A 17,728-nucleotide genomic window follows, 5' to 3' on the forward strand; every position below is an offset into this window, starting at 1 on the left:
CGCCCATGTACTCTTTGCGCTCTCCGCTCCGTTTCTATCCCAATTCCATGCATTGCGGCTGGTTGCCCAAAATTCGACGGGCGCTGGTCGCAGGTCTCTCGCTCCTGCTGCTGCAACTTGGCGCTATGCAGCTGGCCCAAGCCGCAGATGAAGGTCGGACGTCCACTTTTCCTTCGAAACTCACAGTCGGGGTGCTTGCCAACGGGTGGTCGCCGTTCGAGATGTTCGAGCAGGGCAGGCTGACGGGGCTGAGCGTCGACTATCTGCGCGCAATTGTCGGCCCAGACGTCGACATCACGACGAAAACTTTTCCAGACATGGAACAGTTGCTTGCGGCAGCGTGCGCAAATCAGGTCGACGTGCTGACGAGCCTCGCGCGCACGCCGGAACGCGAGCATTGCCTGTCGTTCACAGTGCCTTACTTCCGCGGCTCGACTTCCGTCGTGACGCTCGCGAGCAACGCGATGGCGTTATCAGGGCAGACGCAGGTGCAGAAGGCGCGCGTTGCCGTCGAACGTGGCTTTGCGCTCGGCAATGTGCTGCGCGACCGCTTTCCTCGCGCCAGTATCGATAGCTTTGCCGATACGCTCTCCGCGCTACGCGCGATCAAGGACGGTGAGGACGACGTGTACTTCGGCTTCACGCCCGCCGTGCGCCAGTATCTGGCCGACCCGGAGTTCCGAAGCCTGAGCATCGCGTTCGAGGAAACGGGCCAGGTGAGCGAGATGCGCATCGCCGTGCCCATCGCGAAAAGCGAGTTGCGCGACAAACTGGATCGCGGACTGGCGGCGTTACATCCGGAGGACGAAGCGGCGATACGGGCGCGTTGGCTCGGTGGCAGCTTTGACACACGGCCCGCGTCGGGCGCAACGAATCTTGTTCTGAGCCGCGAAGAGCAGGCGTGGCTGCGAGCGCTGCCGCCGCTGTCCGTCGGCTTCGACAGCGATTGGGCGCCTTTCAGCAAGCTCGACGAGATGGGCCGGCCCTCGGGCATTGCTGCTGACTACCTCGACTATTTGAGCCGCTCGCTCGGCGTCAAATTTCATCGGGCGGTGGCGAAGGACTGGTCCGCCACGCTCGCCGAATTCGACAGCGGTAACGTCGCGCTGCTCGCTACGGCAGCGCGCGACGATCCGCAAGTTCGCAACGCTACTTTCACTCACGCCTACGAAACCTATCCGCTCGTCATCGTCGCTCGCGAGGCCGAGCCCGTCGCGCGCAGCCTCAGCGATTTCGCCGCGCGCCGCGTAGTGGTGTCCTTGCACAGCAAGGGATCGGTGCCTTTCCAGCTGTACGGCGTCGCGTCGACGCATGTGACCGTCGCGCCGAGCCTCGACGCGGCGTTGAAGCTGCTGGCCGCGGGCGGCGCCGATGCGCTGGTCGGCAACGTCGCGGAAATCGATGCTGCGTTGACGCGTCAATATGCTGGCGTATTGAAGGTTGTCGGTACGGTGCGTGAGGCGGACGGCGTCGGCTTTGCGGTCCGTGGCGATCTTGCGCCGCTGGCGGGGCTGATCGACCGCGCGTTGCTGGCGATGCCTCCGTTGGAGCGGCAGCGTATCCGCCAGAAGTGGGTGACGGGCGACACACAGCCCAGAGGTGGTTGGAGCGTGACTGCGTTGCGGCTGTTGCCCGTGCTGATCGGCATAGGCGTCGTGCTGCTGGTAACTTTGCGCGCCTATATCTTGTTGCAGCGCGAAGTCCGGCGTCGTGAGCGCACCGAGCGCGAACTCGAATCGCAACTGAACTTTCAGCAGACGATGATGGAGATGGTCCCGTATCCGCTCGTCGCAAAAGATCTGCAAGGGCGATATCTCGGCGTGAACCGGGCATACGAACAGGCGACGGGCCTCAGGCGAGAAGCCGTCATCGGCCGCACGAGCGCGGATGTCCAGGCGTGGGGCAAGGGCAGCGGTGAGTTACTCGAGCGTTTGACACGTGATGTGCTGGATAGCGGCACGGCTACGCAGATCGAACTCGAGTTCGAAGACTGGGCCGGCGATATCCGGCACGGCCTCTTTTGCGTGTGTGCGTGCAACGGCGCTGACGGCGCGCCGCTTTGCGTGCTCGGCACACTCGTCGACATCACCGACATCCGTCGCGCTGAAAAACTGGCTGGTGAGACGCAGCGGCGTCTCGTCGATGTGACCAGCTCGTTGCCCGCGGTGGTGTTTCAACTGCGCCGGGGGCTCGATGGCACGTACACCTTCCCGTACGTCGGTGGAGACACCGAGCACCTGCTGGGTTACGACAGCACGGTCCTGATGCAGCACAACGGTCTCGATTTCAGCACGATTTCTTCGGAAGACCGTTCGGAGGTGGTGGGTGCGCTGGAGGATTCTGCCGAGTTGCAAAAGCCGCTGCATCTGGAGTTTCGGATCGAGGGCACCACGGAGCAGCGCTGGGTTCGCGCGGAATTGGTGCCGCGCCGGGAGCCGGGCGGCACGACTGTCTGGAGCGGCTACTGGGTCGACGCGAACATCGAGCGTTTGCGCGCGGACGAACTGGCCCATGCGCGGGATCTGGCCGAAGCAGCTTCGCGCGCGAAGGACGACTTCCTCGCGATGATGAGTCACGAGATCCGCACGCCGATGAATGGCGTGCTCGGGCTGGTCGAAGTGCTCGAGCGCACGCGGCTCGATGCCGATCAGGGCGAGATGCTCGGCATGATTCACGAATCGGCAGGCGCGCTGCTGCAGATTCTCGACGATCTGCTCGACTACTCGAAGATCGAGGCGGGGCGGCTCACCATCGAATCCGAGCCCATCGATCTGCGCGATCTGGTCGATACAGCGGTTGGCCTGCTCGCCGGGCGGGCGCACGAGAAAGGTCTGAAGGTGCGCGTGGACGTCGACCCGCAAGTCGCAGCAACGCTGCGTGGCGATAGTGTTCGATTGCGACAGATCCTGTTCAATCTGATGGGCAATGCGATCAAGTTCACGCCAAACGGCGAGGTCGATGTTCACGTCAAGGTGGTCGAGCAGTGCGACACCGGGCAAACGGTCGAAATCACCGTCGACGATACTGGTATCGGCATCTCGCCTGAGGTTCAGGCGAGTCTGTTCGAGCCGTTCGTGCAGGCGGAATCATCGACTACCCGGCGTTTCGGTGGCACGGGTCTTGGGCTGACCATTTGCCGCAAGCTGGTCGCGTTGATGGGCGGCACGCTGTCGTTGTCGAGCACACCGCACAAAGGCACGTGCATGACGCTGCGTTTGCTGATGCCGCTGGAGACGCGGCATTACACCGCGGGCGGATTGCGCGGTAAACGCGGCATCGTCGCCACGCCGGATACTTGTGTCGCGAGGGCGCTCATGCACTTTGGCGCAGCGCTCGGCATCGAGCTGAGTTGTGCGGACGCCGGGTTTGCCGAACTGCACGATGCGCGAGCGCTGCGCGGCGTCGATCTCATTTTCGTTGGTGACGGCGTCGAACTTCCCGCGGCCGTTGCACAGTCCGGCGCGAAGATCATCAGCTTGACCGAAAAGCCAAAACCGACCGGCTACCGGATCGTCGATAACGCGGTGCGCGTCAGTATCAATCCGATCTCATGGCGTGGTTTGAGCGCTGCCTGTGCCGCCGCGTTGACGGGCCTTTCTCCGACGCCTGCACGGCAGCCCGGCGCGGGCGAAGCGGCCATCGCACCGCCGGATCGTGAGCGGGCAATCGCGTGCGGACGTCTCGTGCTCGTCGCTGAAGATCACCCGGTCAATCAGGAGTTGATCCGCCATCAGCTCGCGTTGCTCGGCTTTGCGTGCGACGTCGTCAACGACGGTGCCGAAGCGCTCGACGCATTGGATGCGACGCCGTACGGCTTTCTGATTACCGACTGCCACATGCCGCGCATGTCTGGCTACGAACTGGCACGCGCCGTACGAGAAAGGGAAGAACTAACAGATACCCGTTTGCCGATTCTGGGGATCACCGCGAACACCGCGCCCGAGGATCTGAAGGCTTGCCGCGAGGCGGGCATGGACGATTGCCTCATCAAACCGACGCGTCTTGCTACGCTGCGCGACTATCTGAGCCGCTGGTTCGGTGCGGACAACGCGCGTTACATCGCGCAAGCCGAAGCAACAGCGGTTTCCGCCCCTGAGACGCATCATGAAAGCGTCGACAGTATCGCTTTCGCGCCGGTCGATCTTAGTCAGTTGACGCAGATCTGGGGCAGCGAATCGACGGTCAAATCGTTGCTTGACGCATTCGTGTCGTCCGTCCGTGACGACATGCGTGCGTTGCCGCCGCTTCTGAACCAACCCGACGTCGCCGAGTTGCGGCAATGGCATCATCGCGTGGCTGGCGCGGTTGGCGTGTTGCAGTATCCGCCGTTGCTCGGCGCACTCGAAAACTACCGGCGCCGCTTGACCGCCGCGTCCGCTGACCAGTTGCGCAGCGAAGGCATCACGCTCGTTCGCGTGTGCAATACGATGCTCGACGGTATCGAAGAACAAGCCGCCTTGCTCGCCTGACCGGCCGGTTCATTCTCTCGCTTCGCATGGCTTTGCGCCGCTGCGCGCCCGTCACGCACAGTGCTTCGAATTGCACTAGTATGTGCTGGCGCATGGGACGGCGTCAGCTTACGCAACGTTCGTGATCCAATGTCGCCCAGCGCGCAAAGACTCGGAGAGAACAATGATTGCGATTCGAAAGCTGAGCATGATTGCTGTCCTGTGGGGGCTGGCGTCGGGTGTCGCGCTGGCAGATACGGTGGAATTGAAGGCGGACCTCGAGCCGTCGAGTGAAGTGCCGCCGCGCGTGAGTCGCGGGCATGGCGCGCTGGACGCGACGTTCGACACATCGAGTAAAACGCTGAAGTGGACGGTGACTTACGAGAGCCTGTCGGGGCCTGCGACGATGGCGCACTTCCATGGTCCCGCGCCCGTTGGACAGAACGCCAAGGTGCAGGTGCCGATCGACAAGAACGCGTTGGCCAGTCCGATCAAAGGTTCTGTGACGCTGACTGAGCAGCAGGTCACAGACCTGATGGCAGGCCAGTGGTATTTCAATGTGCACACTGCGCAGAATCCGATGGGTGAAATTCGCGGCCAGGTGTTGCCGGCGAATTAAACAGATCACGTCTTTGGAAACAGTGGCCGGAACCGTCAGCGGCGGTTCCGGCCATTTTTCTTTTCAAACGGCGCGGGCGCGGCCACGCTGCCAATAGAAGATGCCTTCGATCGACGCGCATCGAAAGCCACGTACCATGGCGATTCAACCCGCGACGGAGAGTGTCCCGATGAGTTGGCAAAGCGCCTTGGCATGCTGGTTCCTGCGCCGTCAGTTTCATCCGCAGACGCGGCATCCGACGATCAGCGCCGAACGCGCGCGCCAGATGACGGCGAAGCGCGCCTATACGCCGCGGATTCCGTCGGGTTGGGACCTGCACGAGCGATACGGCGAGCACGACTGGCCGATGCACGGCGAATGGCTGACGCGTATCGACGGCAAGCACACGGCGACGATCCTCTATCTGCATGGCGGCGGTTACTACTTTTGCTCACCGCAGACGCATCGCGCGGCGTCGTTCGGTCTCGCAACGCGCAGCGGCGCGCGTGTCTTTTCGCTCGATTACCGGCTTGCGCCTGAGCACCCCTTTCCCGCCGCGCTCGACGATGCATTGGCCGCGTATCGCCAATTGATGCAGGATGGGGCAAAGCCGGAATCGATCGTGATCGCGGGCGATTCGGCCGGCGGCGGCCTCGCGCTCGCGACGCTCGTCGCATTGCGCGACGCGGGCGAGCCATTGCCGGCGGGCGCGATCCTGTTCTCGCCGTGGACGGATCTCGCGGCGACGGGCGTTTCGCTGCAATCCAACGACGGCATCGATCCGATGTTTCATGGTCCGTCCATCGCGCGAGCCGCGAAGCTCTATCTCGCCGATACGCCTGCCACGCATCCGTACGCGTCGCCGCTCTACGCGGACCTGAAAGGCTTGCCGCCGCTCTTCATGCAGGTGAGCAGCACGGAAGTCCTGCTCGACGATTCGCGCCGCGTCGCGGACAAGGCGCGCGCGGCGGGTGTCGAAGTCGACTTTGATATCTGGCGCAAGATGCCGCATGTGTGGCAACTGTGGGCGCCGTTCATTCCCGAAGCGCGCCGCGCGCTCGATCTCGCCGCGCGCTTCGTCGTGCGCGTGACGGATCGATCGCGCGACGTTCAACCTTCGAGCGAAACGTCGATCGTCTGATACGCGGCCTGCACAACGTCTGTGCCGTACTGGCGTTCGAGCCGCCGCACAGTGAAGTGGCCGTGCGCGACCTGCTGGAAGTGATCGATGAACACGGTGTTGACCATCGCGCCGAGCACGGCGCCGATGGCCGGAATCGACTTCGCGGCGATCTGCTCGCTGACCTGCACGGAGAACCGCGAGGCGATCGTGTTGAGCAAACGCAGCAGTGCCGCCGAACCGTGCGTCGAGAATCCCTTCGTAGCGATCTCCGATGACGCCTTCGACACCGCCTGCGCGAGTGCGCCGCGCATGATGAAGTAGCCGTAGTCGGCGTCATCGTCGGCTTTCGACGTGCCGCCCATGCCGAGTACCGTCAGACATTGCAACTGCGTATCGACGGAACTCAGATCCTCGCCCTCGCTGCGCGCGATGTCGCAGATCGAGCGGAACATCAGCGTCGTCGTAACGGGCAGCTCTACAGGCAGCGCGAACAGCCCGAACGCGCCGCCCGCGGCGCCCGTCGTGGCGACTGCAAACTTGTGCAGCAGATTGCTCGGCCGGTCGCTGACGCCCACCGGCGCGCCGCCCATCGGACGCCCGAGCGTGCGCAGCGCGATCTGCAGACATTTGCGCAGCGCGAGTTGCGTCGCGTCGTTGACCTTGTCGCTGGCAATCGACGGCATTTTCGAGATCAGCTTTTCCATCGGCGAGCCGACGATGCTTGCCAGCTTCATCGCCAGCGCCGGGCTTTCCAGCTCGTGTTTGGCGCGGCGCAAAGCGGCGAGATCGTCGGCGGAAAGCGGCGCGGCGGCGAGTGTAGTCGGTTCCATGTATCTCCCTGACCTTCAGAATTATTAGCGTTCGGCGCAAAAAGCATGCTCGGACGCACGCAGCTTAGAACCATTCAGCATGCTATGATTCCGTATCGTTGACTCGTCAACAGTTGTTCCATCAAAAAATGGCCGTGCACACCGCCGCCCATCACTCGAGTGGGCAAGTTTTACCGTTCCGGGAGTCGCTGCTCGCGATGCTCGGCGTCTCTTTCGTCTCGATGCTGGTCGCCCTCGACCAGACGGTAGTTGGCACCGCGCTGCCAACCATCGTCGCGGATCTCAAAGGTTTCGAACTGTATGCGTGGGTCGCGACGTCGTATCTGCTGACGTCGGTGATCACCGTGCCGATTTTCGGGCGACTCGGCGATTACTACGGACGCAAGCCTTTCGTGATTGCGTCGATCATCGTGTTCACGGCGGCGTCCGTGCTCTGCGGCGCGGCCAACAACATGCTGTTCCTGGTGATCGCGCGCGGCTTGCAGGGCATCGGCGGCGGCATGCTGGTCGGCACTGCGTTCGCGTGCATTCCCGATCTCTTTCCCGATTCCGTCGTGCGGCTGCGCTGGCAGGTGCTGATGAGTTCGGCGTTCGGCATCGCGAATGCCGTCGGACCGTCGCTCGGCGGTTTTCTGACGCAGTACTACGGCTGGCGCTCGGTGTTCTACGTGAATCTGCCCGTCGGGCTGTTGTCGCTGTTCTTCGTGTGGCGTTATCTGCCGCATCTGCGGCATGTCGTGCACGAGGGCAAGATGCGGCTCGACTGGCCCGGCGCGCTGCTGATCGCGGCGTCGCTCGGCAGCCTGCAGATGTTCGTCGAATTGCTGCCGAAGCATGGCGTGACGGGTTCGGCCGTAGCCTTGCTGATCGTGAGTATCGCGTGCGCGATCGCGCTCTGGCATTGGGAAAAGCGCTTCCCGCAAGCCATTCTTCCCATCGACATGTTCCGCAACCAGAGTCTGTCCGCGCTGTTCGTGCTGGCCGTGCTCGGCGGCTTCGCGATGTTCTCGCTGCTGTTCTACGCGCCGCTGCTGTTCCAGGGCGGCTTCGGCATGATGCCGAACGAAGCAGGGCTGGTGATCACACCGCTGGTCGTGTTCATCACAATTGGTAGTATCGCGAACGGGCGCGTCGTCTCACGCATTCCGAATCCGAACGTGATGCTGTACATCGGCTTCGCGCTGTTTGCGCTGGCGTCGCTCGGCGTGGTTGTCGCCACGCGCTCGATGCCGACCTGGCTGCTGATGCTGTTCATGACCTTCGGCGGCCTCGGCCTTGGCTTCGTGCTGCCGAATCTGACGGTATTCGCGCAGCAGACGGCGGGCCGCGAGCATCTCGGCATCGCGACGGCCCTGCTGCAGTCGCTGCGGATGATCGGCGGCATGATCGGCACGGCGCTGACGGGCACGCTCGTTACGCATATGTACGCGAGCGGCGTGCGCAGCGCACTCGACGGCGATCACGCGAGCCAATGGTTCGCCGATCTCGGCGATCCGCAGATTCTCGTGAATCGCGACGCACAGCACACGCTTTTGAGCGAACTCGCGAAGGCAGGGCACAATGGCGCCGTGCTGCTGGAATCGGCGCGCGAGTCGCTGGTGGGCGCGATCCATATCGGGCTGATGCTCGGCGCGCTGGTGTCGCTGTTCGCGATCTGGCAGTGCCGGCGCGTGCCGCCCGTCAAGCTGCGCAAGCAGATCGAGCCTGTCGTTCATGTCGACTGACAGGCGTATGAGCGCTATTGAATAGTAGAAAGATCATGGAAGAACAGGACCGCGTCGCTATCCTTCAACAGTTTGGCCGCACGTATCGGGCGTTCATGTCGGCGTTCGAAGGGCGCGTCGGACATCCGTTGCCGCGCTGGCGCATTCTGCTCGCGCTGTACGATCAGGCGGGCGAATCGTCGCAGAAGAAGCTGGTCGAGCGTCTGCGCATCGATCCGGGCGCGTTGACGCGTCAGTTGAAATCGCTCGAAGCGATCGGCTGGATTTCGCGCAGCATGGACGAGCGCGATAACCGCATCACCAATGTGAAATTGACGGTAGAAGGGCGCGCTGCAATCGAAACGAGTCTGCCCAATCGCAATGCGTTTCTGCACGACACGATGGCGGCATTGCCTGATGACGTGCTGGCGGGCCTGTCGAGCGCATTGTCGATGCTCGAAGCACGTCTCGGTGACGTGGCGTCGCCGGCGGCGGACGAAGAAGCTGCGCAAGCCGGACGTTGAATAAATAAAAAACGGCGCTGTGTCGTGAGACGCAGCGCCGTTTCGATCGAAGAACAATCAGAAGAACGTTTCGATCACTTCCGTCACGCGATACGACGGATCGACCACCAGCACCTGGCGCCACTTGTCGAACGTGAGGCACGGATGCGAGATGTCGAAAGCGATCATGTCGCCGACTTTCAGATCAGCGCCTGCAGGAATCCGCAGATACGCGTGCTGATCCATCAAGCCGAAAATTTCCCAGCCTTCATCCTTGCCGATATCGCGCGGCGTTTGCGTGCCCGGACGATAGTGCTTCGCGGGTTCCGGGTAGCCTGCATCGAAAGCTGAGTCACGTTTGCCGAGGCCGATGATCGCGCGATCCGGCTCGGGAATGGATTGCACATACGCCCACAAATGCAGCGCGGGCAGCAGCCCTTCGCCCATGCGCTTCGCGACGGGATTGCGCTTGAAGATATCCGTCTGCGCCTTGCGATAGATGCCGACGTCATGCGTCAGATAGCAGCCCGGACGCAGCACGATCTCGATGCGGTCCTTACGCGAAGCCTTCGCGAACTCTTCAGCGACCACGTCGTACCAGGCCGACCCCGCACCCGACAGCACAGCCGGCGTGCGCGCAAAGCGGCCCTTGTCCGACAGTTCGAGCGTGAGCTTCACGGCGCTGCGCAGGAAGTCGCGTACTTCCTGTTCTTCCTTCAACACGCCTTCATACAGTTCGATGCCCGCGAGCTTCAGCGAATCCGGATAACGCGCGATTGCGTCGAGCACGGCCTGCGTTTGCGCGTCATCGCGCACGCCCGTGCGGCCACCGGGAACGCCCAGCTCGACCAGCACCTGCAACCGCTTCTTCACCGAGCCGAAGAACGTGCCGAGTTGTTCGACGCCTTCGACGGAATCCACCAGACAGAAGAACTCGAAGTCGGGATCGCTCAGCAGTTCGGCGATCATCAGCATGTTGCGCTTGCCGACCAGCTGGTTCGCCATCAACACGCGCGATACGCCGCCGTGATACGCGGCGCGCACCTGATGCGCGGTGGCGAGCGTGATGCCCCATGCGCCCGTTTCGATCTGCCGGCGGAACAGTTGCGGCGCCATCGTGGTCTTGCCGTGCGGCGCGAGCTTCACGCCGTACTCGGTGACGAACTTCTGCATCCAGTTCAGGTTGTGCTCGATCCGGTCCGCGTACAGGACGGCGGCGGGCAGGCTCACGTCCTCGTCGAGCAGATTCCATTCGAGACGCGTTGCGTCCGCGAGCTGGATGCTCGTGCCGGGAACATTGCCCAAGCCCTTGCTAAAAGGATCGATCGTCGCCCCCTGATAGTTTGTAACTTTCATGTCATCCTGCTCCATCGGCCAGTTAAATCGCATCGAAGTTGACTTTCACATGTTACCGAAAGTACGATGCCTGATGAAATGTTATTTAGTACCACGCGTTCGGCGCACGATGTTACCGGCGGCGCGTGGCCTCTGCGAGCCATGAATTCCAACGCCGAACCCATCGCCTTCGACATTGTCGCGCGCATTGCAGAATGCGCGCCGGAACTGCGCTCGGCTGAACGTAAAGTCGCGGCGCTGATTCTCGACGATCTGACGGGCGCATCGCGCGCGAGCATCGGCGCATTGGCCGAGCGGGCGGAGGTGAGTGTCGCGACCGTCACGCGTTTTGCGAAAGCGGTGGGCTGCCGCGACGTGCGCGAACTGAAGCTGCGGCTCGCGCAGGCGGCGGCTGTCGGTCAGCGGTTTCTGCAACCAGGCGCGCAGCCTGACACGCCCGAGCCATTGGCCACACGCGTGTTCGACGAGTTGCAGACGGCGCTCACGCACAACCATCAGTTGCTGTGTCAGGCGCCGCTTGCGCAGGCGGCTGCCGCGCTGCGCGACGCGCGCATGATCTACGTGTTCGGCATGGGCGGCGGCTCGACCGCGCTCGCTGACGAAATGCGCTTCCGGCTCGTGCGTCTGGGCCGGCCGGTGGCGACGTATCAGGACGGCTTGCTGCAGCGCATGGTGGCATCGACGGTGTCGCGCGATACCGTGGTGATCGCGTTGTCGACCACGGGGCGCGTGCCGGAGATGGTCGACAGCTGCAAGATCGCGCGCAGCTACGGCGCGACGCTGATCACGCTGACGGCGCCTGCGTCGCCGCTCGCGAAGCTGGCCGATTGGCTGATCCCGATCGTCGCGTTCGAAACCGACTTCATCTACAAGCCGTCGTCGTCGCGCTACGCGATGATGATGGCGCTCGACGTGCTCGTCACCGAACTGGCCTTGAGCCTCGGCGACGAGAGCCGCGAACTGCTGCGCCGCATGAAGCATGCGCTCGATGCGCATCGCGGCGGCGGCGACCGACAACCGCTAGGAGACTGATCCATGCATTCGCACCCCGAAGCCGCCGATACGCTGATCGTCGGCGCGCAACTGTACGACGGCACGGGCGCGCCGCCTGTCGAACGCGACGTCGCCGTGCGCAACGGCAAGATCGCCGCGATCGGCAATCTGTCGAACTGGCTGGCCGAAGAAGTGATCGACGCGAACGGCCGCGCGCTCGCACCGGGTTTCATCGACGTGCACACGCACGACGACACGCACGTGATCCGCTCGCCGCAGATGCTGCCGAAGATCACGCAGGGCGTGACGACGGTGATCGTCGGCAACTGCGGGATCAGTGCTTCGCCGGTGTCGCTGAACGGCGACCCGCCTGATCCGATGAACCTGCTCGGTCCGCGCGACGCGTTTCAGTATCCGACTTTCGCTGCGTATGTCGAAGCCGTGAACAAGGCGAAGCCGACGGTGAACGTCGGTGCGCTGATCGGGCACACGGCACTGCGCAACAACCATATGGACCGGCTTGACCGCGCGGCGACGGCGCAGGAAATCGACGGCATGCGCGTGCAGCTTGAGGAAGCTTTGGCGAATGGCGCGTTGGGTCTGAGTTCGGGACTCGCGTACGGCTCCGCATTTGCCGCGCCGACGGAAGAAGTGATGGCGCTGGCCGAGCCGCTGGCGGCATCGGGAGCGTTGTACACGACGCACATGCGCACCGAGTTCGACGCGATTCTCGATGCGATGGACGAGGCGTACCGGATCGGCAAGCACGCTCGCGTGCCGGTGATCATTTCGCATCTGAAATGCGCTGGGCCGTCGAACTGGGGGCGCAGTGTCGAGGTGCTGGCGTCGCTTGAAGGCGCGCGGCAGTTTCATCCTGTTGGATGCGATTGCTATCCGTACAACCGCAGTTCGTCGACGCTCGACCTGAAGCAGGTGACGGGCGATATCGACATCACGGTGACGTGGTCGACGCCGCACCCGGAGATGGCGGGAAAGCTGATCAAGGACATCGCTGCCGAGTGGGGCGTGACGCAGCAGGAAGCGGGCAAGCGCCTGCAACCGGCGGGCGTGGTGTATCACAACATGTCCGAGGACGACGTGCGGCGCATCCTGTCGCATCCCGCGACGATGGTCGGCTCCGATGGCTTGCCAAATGATCCGCTGCCGCATCCTCGTCTGTGGGGCGCGTTTCCGCGCGTGCTGGGTCACTATGCGCGCGACCAGAAGCTGATTCCACTGGAAGAAGCGATTCGCAAGATGACGAGTCTGTCGGCGCGGCGTTTCGGTTTGAAGGAGCGTGGGGAAGTGCATATCGGCTATCACGCCGATCTCGTGCTGTTCGATCCGGCGCGCGTGCGCGATGCGGCGACGTTTGACAAGCCGCAGCAGGCGGCGGATGGCATCGATGCCGTGTGGGTGAATGGCGTGCTGTCGTATCGCGATGGCCAGACGACGGGCGAGCGTGCGGGTCGGTTTGTCGCGCGTGGCGCGACGGCGGCAACGCGGGCGGAGCTCACACAGGCTTTTTGAATATTTGCGTTCGCATTGGTTGCGGGCGCGCTTACGTTACAGGAGTTGAACGATGAAGCGTTATGGCGTTGAAGGTGGCAAGGGTACGGGCGGACAGGTGATGCCGTTTGCGCGTGCAGTCGAAGCGGATGGCTGGCTGTTCGTGTCGGGGCAGACCCCGATGGAGAATGGTGAAGTGATCAATGGCGGGATTGTCGAGCAGTCGCACAAGACGATTCAGAATGTGCTCGCTATTCTGGCTGAGGCCGGGTATGGGCCGGAGCATGTGGTTCGCTGTGGTGTTTGGCTTGATGATCCGCGTGATTTTGCTTCGTTTAACAAGGTGTTCAAGGAGTACTTTGGGGCTAATCCGCCTGCGCGGGCATGTGTTGTTTCGTCGATGGTCATCGACTGTAAGGTTGAGGTTGATTGCGTCGCTTATAAGAAGCCTGCGGCTTAAGGGTTTTTGGGTTGTGTTGCGACGCTGGTTTGGTTTGCCTGGCTTTGCGCTGGCGTCCGCGATATGTCTTCGTACTTCACGCGTCGCCCCTGTGCGGGGCGGCACCTACTTTTCTTTGCCGCGGCAAAGAAAAGTAGGCAAAAGAAAGCCGCTAACACCGCCAGCTCTTCTTCCTGCCCACGGGCCTCCAACGGCCCTGTCCCTTTCGCGGCAACGTTCTTCTCGATGCCCGCTGCCAACGCTTCGAATTGGCTCATCACCCACTTCACTCTCCCGCGTCGCCACGTGCGCGATCAAATCTCACACGTTCTATAGCAGCAAACTGTGTGTCGGCTATCGCGGCGTATGCGCTTCACTCTGGACTGAAAAGCACGATCGGTGTCGTAGGAACGCTGAGGTGTGAAGCACTTCGACCTACACACAGTTTGCCACCTGGGCGGCCGTAGTCATTCGCTGCCGCCGGCTGCGCTACGGGTGCTTGAAGTGGGTGAGGCGCTAATTCAGAGTGTTGGCAACGGGCGGTGATTGAGAGGTTACCGTGCGAAGGAGAGGACCCGTTGGGGGCCCTCAGGCGGTGGTCAAGAACGGGCGGTGTTAGCCCGCTTTCTTTGCTTACTTTCTTTGCGGCGGCAAAGAAAGTAAGTGCCGCCCCGCACAGGGGCGACACATGAAGAACCAATAACAAAACGCGGATGCCAGCGACAACGAAAGCAGACCACCCCAAGCGTCGCAAGACAGAAAAAGCTTACTGCCGTGCTGTCCGCAAATTATCCGGCATAGGCAGATTAAAGTTAGTCCGAAACGGATTGATATCGAGCCCACCGCGCCGCGTATACCGCGCATAAACCGCCAGCTTGACTGGCTGACAAACCTTCATGACATCGAGAAAGATCTTCTCGACGCATTGCTCATGAAACCCGGTGTGGTTTCGATAAGAAATAATGTACCGCAGCAAAGAGCCGTGATCGATCTGCGGCCCAACGTAATGAATCTGCACCGAACCCCAATCAGGCTGTCCCGTCACAGGACAATTCGACTTCAACAGATTGGAAACAAGCGTCTCTTCAGTAGGCGCCTCATCAAGCGCAGCCTTGAGCAAAGACGCATCCGGCAGATAAACATCCGTATCGAGATCGAGCCTATCCAGCGAAGTCCCTTCAAACTCATCGAGCCCGAGCTTGGAAAACTCCGCAGGCGGATAAAGATGCAACGACACCGATGATCCACAAGCAGCAGAAACATCCCGCTTGATCGTGTCACGAACGGTTTCGATCGAATCAAACGCAGTCTGCGCAAACGACCCGAGATAAAGCTTAAAAGACTTCGACTCAACAATATTCGGCGAATCCGCAGGAATAAAGAAAGTCGCAATCGCGATCTGCGGCTTGCCGCGCGCATTGAGCCACGACAGCTCGTAAGCGTTCCAGATATCCGTGCCGAAGAACGGCAACGCCGCGCCAATGCCAATCTGCTCGCGCGCATTCTTGCGCGCAATCGGAAAGAGCAAAGAAGCGTCGTATTGTTCGGTGTAGCTGGACGGCTTGCCCAGCGGAGATTGTTCGGGTGTCATGATGCGTTCACGATGCCACTCAGGACATGCCCGATCGCTGTCACGTCACGGGCCGATTCGCAGTGGCGAATTTGGTCGTCGAAGAAAAAGTCCGGCTCGAACTCACGCAAAAATGCGCTCTTGTCGAGCCCGCCAAGAAACATCGCTTCGTCGATTTCGATGTTCCAGGCCATCAAGGTTCGTATTGCCCGCTCATGCGCGGGCGCCGAACGCGCCGTCACAAGCGCCGTGCGAATGTGCATCGGCGCGGCTTCGTCGGCCAGCGTCTGCAAGCGATGCAATGCCTGCAGCAAAGGCTTCAGCGGTCCGTCGGCGAGCGGCAAATCCTTGTTGTCGATCTCGTGACCGACGAACGCCCGCAAGCCGTCCTTCTGAAACACGCGCTCTGCTTCGTCGGAAAACAGCACCGCGTCGCCGTCGAATGCAATGCGGATTTCGTCCGGATACTTGCTCGCCATTTTCGCCGATTCGGGCAACACGCGTGCAGCGGGAAAACCGGCCGCCAACGCGTCGCGCACGTCGTCCTGATTCGCCGACAGAAACAGCGACGCATTCAACGGCTTCAGATACGCAAACGGTGCACGGCCCCGCGTGAACACGCCACGTTCGATCGCAAGCCCATGTTCGCGGCACGATCTGAACGCGCGCAAGCCGCTGATCGGATCGCTGCGCGACAGAATCACCACTTCCACACGATGCTCGCCCGTGTTCAAGGCAAGCAGCTTGCGGATCAGCGGAAACGCGACGCCGGGCTTGGCCGGCACGTTCAGCCGCGCGCGCTGCAGCGTTTCGTACGCGCGCAGGTCGCCATCCTCGTACACGCGGTTCTCTTCCTCGAAATCGAACAGCGCGCGCGAGGAGATCGCCACTACCAGCTTGTCATCTAGCGAAAAGGCCATGCGTGTGCGTCGTTAACCGAGGAACAGTCGATACACAGGATTCGTCGTCTCTTCCCAATACGGATAGCCGAGCGTCGCGAGGAAGCGCGCAAATTCCGCGTCTTCCGCCGCCGGCACCTGGATGCCGACGAGAATCGAACTGTAGTCCGCGCCCTGGTTCCGGTAATGGAAGAGGCTGATGTTCCAGTTCGGCGCCATCGACGACAGGAACTTCATCAGCGCGCCCGGCCGTTCCGGAAACTCGAAGCGGAACAGGCGTTCGTCGTGCGCGAGCGGCGAGCGGCCGCCAACCATGTAACGGATATGCTGCTTCGACAGTTCGTCGCCTGTGAGGTCGACGGTGGCGAAGTTGTGCGCCTCGAACGCGCCCTTGATCTGCGCGGACTCGCTGCGATTGCGGATCTGCACGCCGACAAAGATATGGGCGCACGACGAATCCGCAATCCGGTAATTGAACTCGGTGACGCTGCGCGTGCCGACCAGTTCGCAGAAGCGCTTGAAGCTGCCGCGCTCTTCCGGAATCGTCACCGCGAACACGGCCTCGCGCGCCTCGCCGACTTCCGCGCGCTCCGCAACGAAGCGCATGCGGTCGAAGTTCATGTTCGCGCCGGACGTCACCGCGATCAGCGTCTGGTTCTCGATGCCTTCGCGCTCCGCATATTGCTTCGCGCCCGCGACGGCCAGCGAGCCGGCCGGTTCCAGCACGCTGCGCGTGTCCTGGAAGACGTCCTTGATCGCGGCGCACAGGGCGTCGGTGTTCACCGTCAGCACTTCGTCGAGATATTCCTGACAGAGGCGGAAGGTCTCTTCGCCGACCAGCTTCACCGCCGTGCCGTCCGAGAACAGGCCGACTTCGTTCAGCGTCACGCGCATGCCCGCCTTCAACGATTCAGCCATCGCGCAGGAATCGTCGGTCTGCACGCCGATCACCTTGATCTCCGGACGCACCGATTTCACGTAGGCCGCGATACCCGCCGCCAGACCGCCGCCGCCGATCGGGACGAAGATCGCATGAATGGGCCCCTGATGCTGGCTCAGCACTTCCATCGCGACCGTGCCCTGGCCGGCGATCACGTATTCGTCGTCGAACGGATGGACGAAGGTCAGGCCATGTTGCTCCTGCAGCTTGACGGCGTGCGCGTAGGCGTCGCTATACGATTCGCCCGACTGCACCACTTCGACGGTCGGTCCGCCATGCGCGCGCACGGCGTCGACCTTGACCTGCGGCGTCGTGACGGGCACCACGATGGTCGCCTTGATGCCCATGCGCGCCGCCGACAGCGCGACGCCCTGCGCGTGGTTGCCTGCCGAAGCCGTAATCACGCCGCGCGCGAGTGCGTCGGCGGGAATGTGCGCCATCTTGTTGTACGCGCCGCGCAGCTTGAACGAGAAGACGGGCTGGTTGTCTTCGCGCTTCAGGTAAATGGGGTTGCGCAGCCGTGCGGACAGATTCCGCGCATGTTCGAGTTCGGTCTCACGCGCGACGTCGTAGACGCGGGCGGTGAGGATTTTCTTCAGGTAGTCGTGGGAAGCCATGCGGATCACGCGCGATGCGCTATTTCGGACAGGAAAAGATCAATGATAGCGCCAACCGCCCGTCCGGACGCACCTGATCCGGGATTAGTCCGATTGCTTTCGCTTTATCGGTGGCCTTGGCCAGCCGACCGGACGGTCGAAATATTCAGCCCAACGCGGGTGCGGCTGCGATGCATTCCGGGTGGGTCGTCGCCAGGCAT

At 62.3% G+C, this 17,728-nt stretch carries 14 protein-coding genes; 8 read left to right on the plus strand and 6 right to left on the minus strand.

Annotation, left to right across the window (positions count from 1 at the left end; translation table 11 throughout):
• Positions 1 to 5: 5 nt before the first annotated feature.
• From G3O01_RS05360 to G3O01_RS05370, 3 genes are all read left to right on the plus strand, one after another.
• Positions 6 to 4,469, plus strand: a complete 4,464-nt coding sequence (locus G3O01_RS05360) for a transporter substrate-binding domain-containing protein (RefSeq protein ID WP_205803482.1) — start codon at positions 6 to 8, stop codon at positions 4,467 to 4,469.
• Positions 4,470 to 4,632: 163 nt separating this feature from the next.
• Positions 4,633 to 5,067 (plus strand): CHRD domain-containing protein, encoded by a 435-nt coding sequence (locus G3O01_RS05365; protein WP_205803483.1) that lies wholly within the window; start codon positions 4,633 to 4,635, stop codon positions 5,065 to 5,067.
• Between the two features lie 169 nt (positions 5,068 to 5,236).
• Positions 5,237 to 6,187 (plus strand): alpha/beta hydrolase, encoded by a 951-nt coding sequence (locus G3O01_RS05370; RefSeq protein ID WP_205803484.1) that lies wholly within the window; start codon positions 5,237 to 5,239, stop codon positions 6,185 to 6,187.
• On the opposite strand, the gene G3O01_RS05375 is transcribed toward G3O01_RS05370, so the two are convergent.
• Positions 6,157 to 6,999 (minus strand): EcsC family protein, encoded by an 843-nt coding sequence (locus tag G3O01_RS05375; protein ID WP_205803485.1) that lies wholly within the window; start codon positions 6,997 to 6,999, stop codon positions 6,157 to 6,159. The two genes, G3O01_RS05370 and G3O01_RS05375, sit on opposite strands and share 31 nt — an antisense overlap.
• Positions 7,000 to 7,127: 128 nt before the next feature.
• On the opposite strand from G3O01_RS05375, the gene G3O01_RS05380 reads away from it, so the two are divergent.
• On the plus strand, positions 7,128 to 8,723 hold the full coding sequence (locus tag G3O01_RS05380) for an MDR family MFS transporter (RefSeq protein WP_205803486.1): 1,596 nt from the start codon (positions 7,128 to 7,130) through the stop codon (positions 8,721 to 8,723).
• A gap of 35 nt (positions 8,724 to 8,758) precedes the next feature.
• A complete protein-coding gene (locus tag G3O01_RS05385) occupies positions 8,759 to 9,226 on the plus strand; it encodes a MarR family winged helix-turn-helix transcriptional regulator (protein ID WP_205803487.1) in 468 nt (155 codons plus the stop codon).
• Positions 9,227 to 9,283: 57 nt separating this feature from the next.
• Here G3O01_RS05385 and G3O01_RS05390 read toward each other — a convergent pair whose 3' ends face one another.
• On the minus strand, positions 9,284 to 10,561 hold the full coding sequence (locus tag G3O01_RS05390) for an amino acid deaminase (protein ID WP_205803488.1): 1,278 nt from the start codon (positions 10,559 to 10,561) through the stop codon (positions 9,284 to 9,286).
• A 141-nt stretch (positions 10,562 to 10,702) separates the two neighbouring features.
• On the opposite strand from G3O01_RS05390, the gene G3O01_RS05395 reads away from it, so the two are divergent.
• The 3 genes from G3O01_RS05395 to G3O01_RS05405 are packed head-to-tail and all read left to right on the plus strand — an operon-like array spanning position 10,703 to position 13,523.
• Entirely contained in the window at positions 10,703 to 11,593 is an 891-nt protein-coding gene (locus G3O01_RS05395; RefSeq protein WP_205803489.1) for a MurR/RpiR family transcriptional regulator, read from the plus strand.
• 3 nt (positions 11,594 to 11,596) lie between these two features.
• Positions 11,597 to 13,084, plus strand: coding sequence for a D-aminoacylase (locus G3O01_RS05400; protein ID WP_205803490.1), 1,488 nt, complete (start codon positions 11,597 to 11,599; stop codon positions 13,082 to 13,084).
• 52 nt (positions 13,085 to 13,136) lie between these two features.
• Entirely contained in the window at positions 13,137 to 13,523 is a 387-nt protein-coding gene (locus G3O01_RS05405; protein WP_131239131.1) for a RidA family protein, read from the plus strand.
• Here G3O01_RS05405 and G3O01_RS05410 read toward each other — a convergent pair.
• The 4 genes from G3O01_RS05410 to ilvA form a co-directional block, all read right to left on the minus strand.
• Complete coding sequence (locus tag G3O01_RS05410) at positions 13,520 to 13,780, minus strand: hypothetical protein (RefSeq protein ID WP_205803491.1); 261 nt, start codon at positions 13,778 to 13,780, stop codon at positions 13,520 to 13,522. The two genes, G3O01_RS05405 and G3O01_RS05410, sit on opposite strands and share 4 nt — an antisense overlap.
• Before the next feature lie 488 nt (positions 13,781 to 14,268).
• Positions 14,269 to 15,093, minus strand: a complete 825-nt coding sequence (queF, locus tag G3O01_RS05415) for an NADPH-dependent 7-cyano-7-deazaguanine reductase QueF (protein ID WP_205803492.1) — start codon at positions 15,091 to 15,093, stop codon at positions 14,269 to 14,271.
• A complete protein-coding gene (locus G3O01_RS05420) occupies positions 15,090 to 15,992 on the minus strand; it encodes a 5'-nucleotidase (protein WP_205803493.1) in 903 nt (300 codons plus the stop codon). The genes queF and G3O01_RS05420 overlap by 4 nt, the downstream gene beginning before the upstream one ends.
• 12 nt (positions 15,993 to 16,004) lie before the next feature.
• Positions 16,005 to 17,528 (minus strand): threonine ammonia-lyase, biosynthetic, encoded by a 1,524-nt coding sequence (gene ilvA, locus G3O01_RS05425; RefSeq protein ID WP_205803494.1) that lies wholly within the window; start codon positions 17,526 to 17,528, stop codon positions 16,005 to 16,007.
• Between the last annotated feature and the right edge of the window lie 200 nt (positions 17,529 to 17,728).

This window comes from Burkholderia sp. Ac-20365 (assembly GCF_017104715.1).
In the GTDB taxonomy this organism is placed as follows: domain Bacteria; phylum Pseudomonadota; class Gammaproteobacteria; order Burkholderiales; family Burkholderiaceae; genus Paraburkholderia.

Excerpts from the sequence above, each read along its gene's own strand:
- ilvA (WP_205803494.1), bottom strand. The coding sequence starts at position 17,528 with ATGGCTTCCCACGACTACCTGAAGAAAATCCTCACCGCCCGCGTCTAC.
- G3O01_RS05420 (WP_205803493.1), bottom strand. The coding sequence starts at position 15,992 with ATGGCCTTTTCGCTAGATGACAAGCTGGTAGTGGCGATCTCCTCGCGC.
- G3O01_RS05400 (WP_205803490.1), top strand. The coding sequence starts at position 11,597 with ATGCATTCGCACCCCGAAGCCGCCGATACGCTGATCGTCGGCGCGCAA.
- G3O01_RS05370 (WP_205803484.1), top strand. The coding sequence starts at position 5,237 with ATGAGTTGGCAAAGCGCCTTGGCATGCTGGTTCCTGCGCCGTCAGTTT.
- G3O01_RS05410 (WP_205803491.1), bottom strand. The coding sequence starts at position 13,780 with ATGAGCCAATTCGAAGCGTTGGCAGCGGGCATCGAGAAGAACGTTGCC.
- G3O01_RS05390 (WP_205803488.1), bottom strand. The coding sequence starts at position 10,561 with ATGAAAGTTACAAACTATCAGGGGGCGACGATCGATCCTTTTAGCAAG.
- G3O01_RS05375 (WP_205803485.1), bottom strand. The coding sequence starts at position 6,999 with ATGGAACCGACTACACTCGCCGCCGCGCCGCTTTCCGCCGACGATCTC.
- G3O01_RS05405 (WP_131239131.1), top strand. The coding sequence starts at position 13,137 with ATGAAGCGTTATGGCGTTGAAGGTGGCAAGGGTACGGGCGGACAGGTG.
- G3O01_RS05380 (WP_205803486.1), top strand. The coding sequence starts at position 7,128 with ATGGCCGTGCACACCGCCGCCCATCACTCGAGTGGGCAAGTTTTACCG.
- G3O01_RS05395 (WP_205803489.1), top strand. The coding sequence starts at position 10,703 with ATGAATTCCAACGCCGAACCCATCGCCTTCGACATTGTCGCGCGCATT.
- G3O01_RS05365 (WP_205803483.1), top strand. The coding sequence starts at position 4,633 with ATGATTGCGATTCGAAAGCTGAGCATGATTGCTGTCCTGTGGGGGCTG.
- G3O01_RS05385 (WP_205803487.1), top strand. The coding sequence starts at position 8,759 with ATGGAAGAACAGGACCGCGTCGCTATCCTTCAACAGTTTGGCCGCACG.
- queF (WP_205803492.1), bottom strand. The coding sequence starts at position 15,093 with ATGACACCCGAACAATCTCCGCTGGGCAAGCCGTCCAGCTACACCGAA.
- G3O01_RS05360 (WP_205803482.1), top strand. The coding sequence starts at position 6 with ATGTACTCTTTGCGCTCTCCGCTCCGTTTCTATCCCAATTCCATGCAT.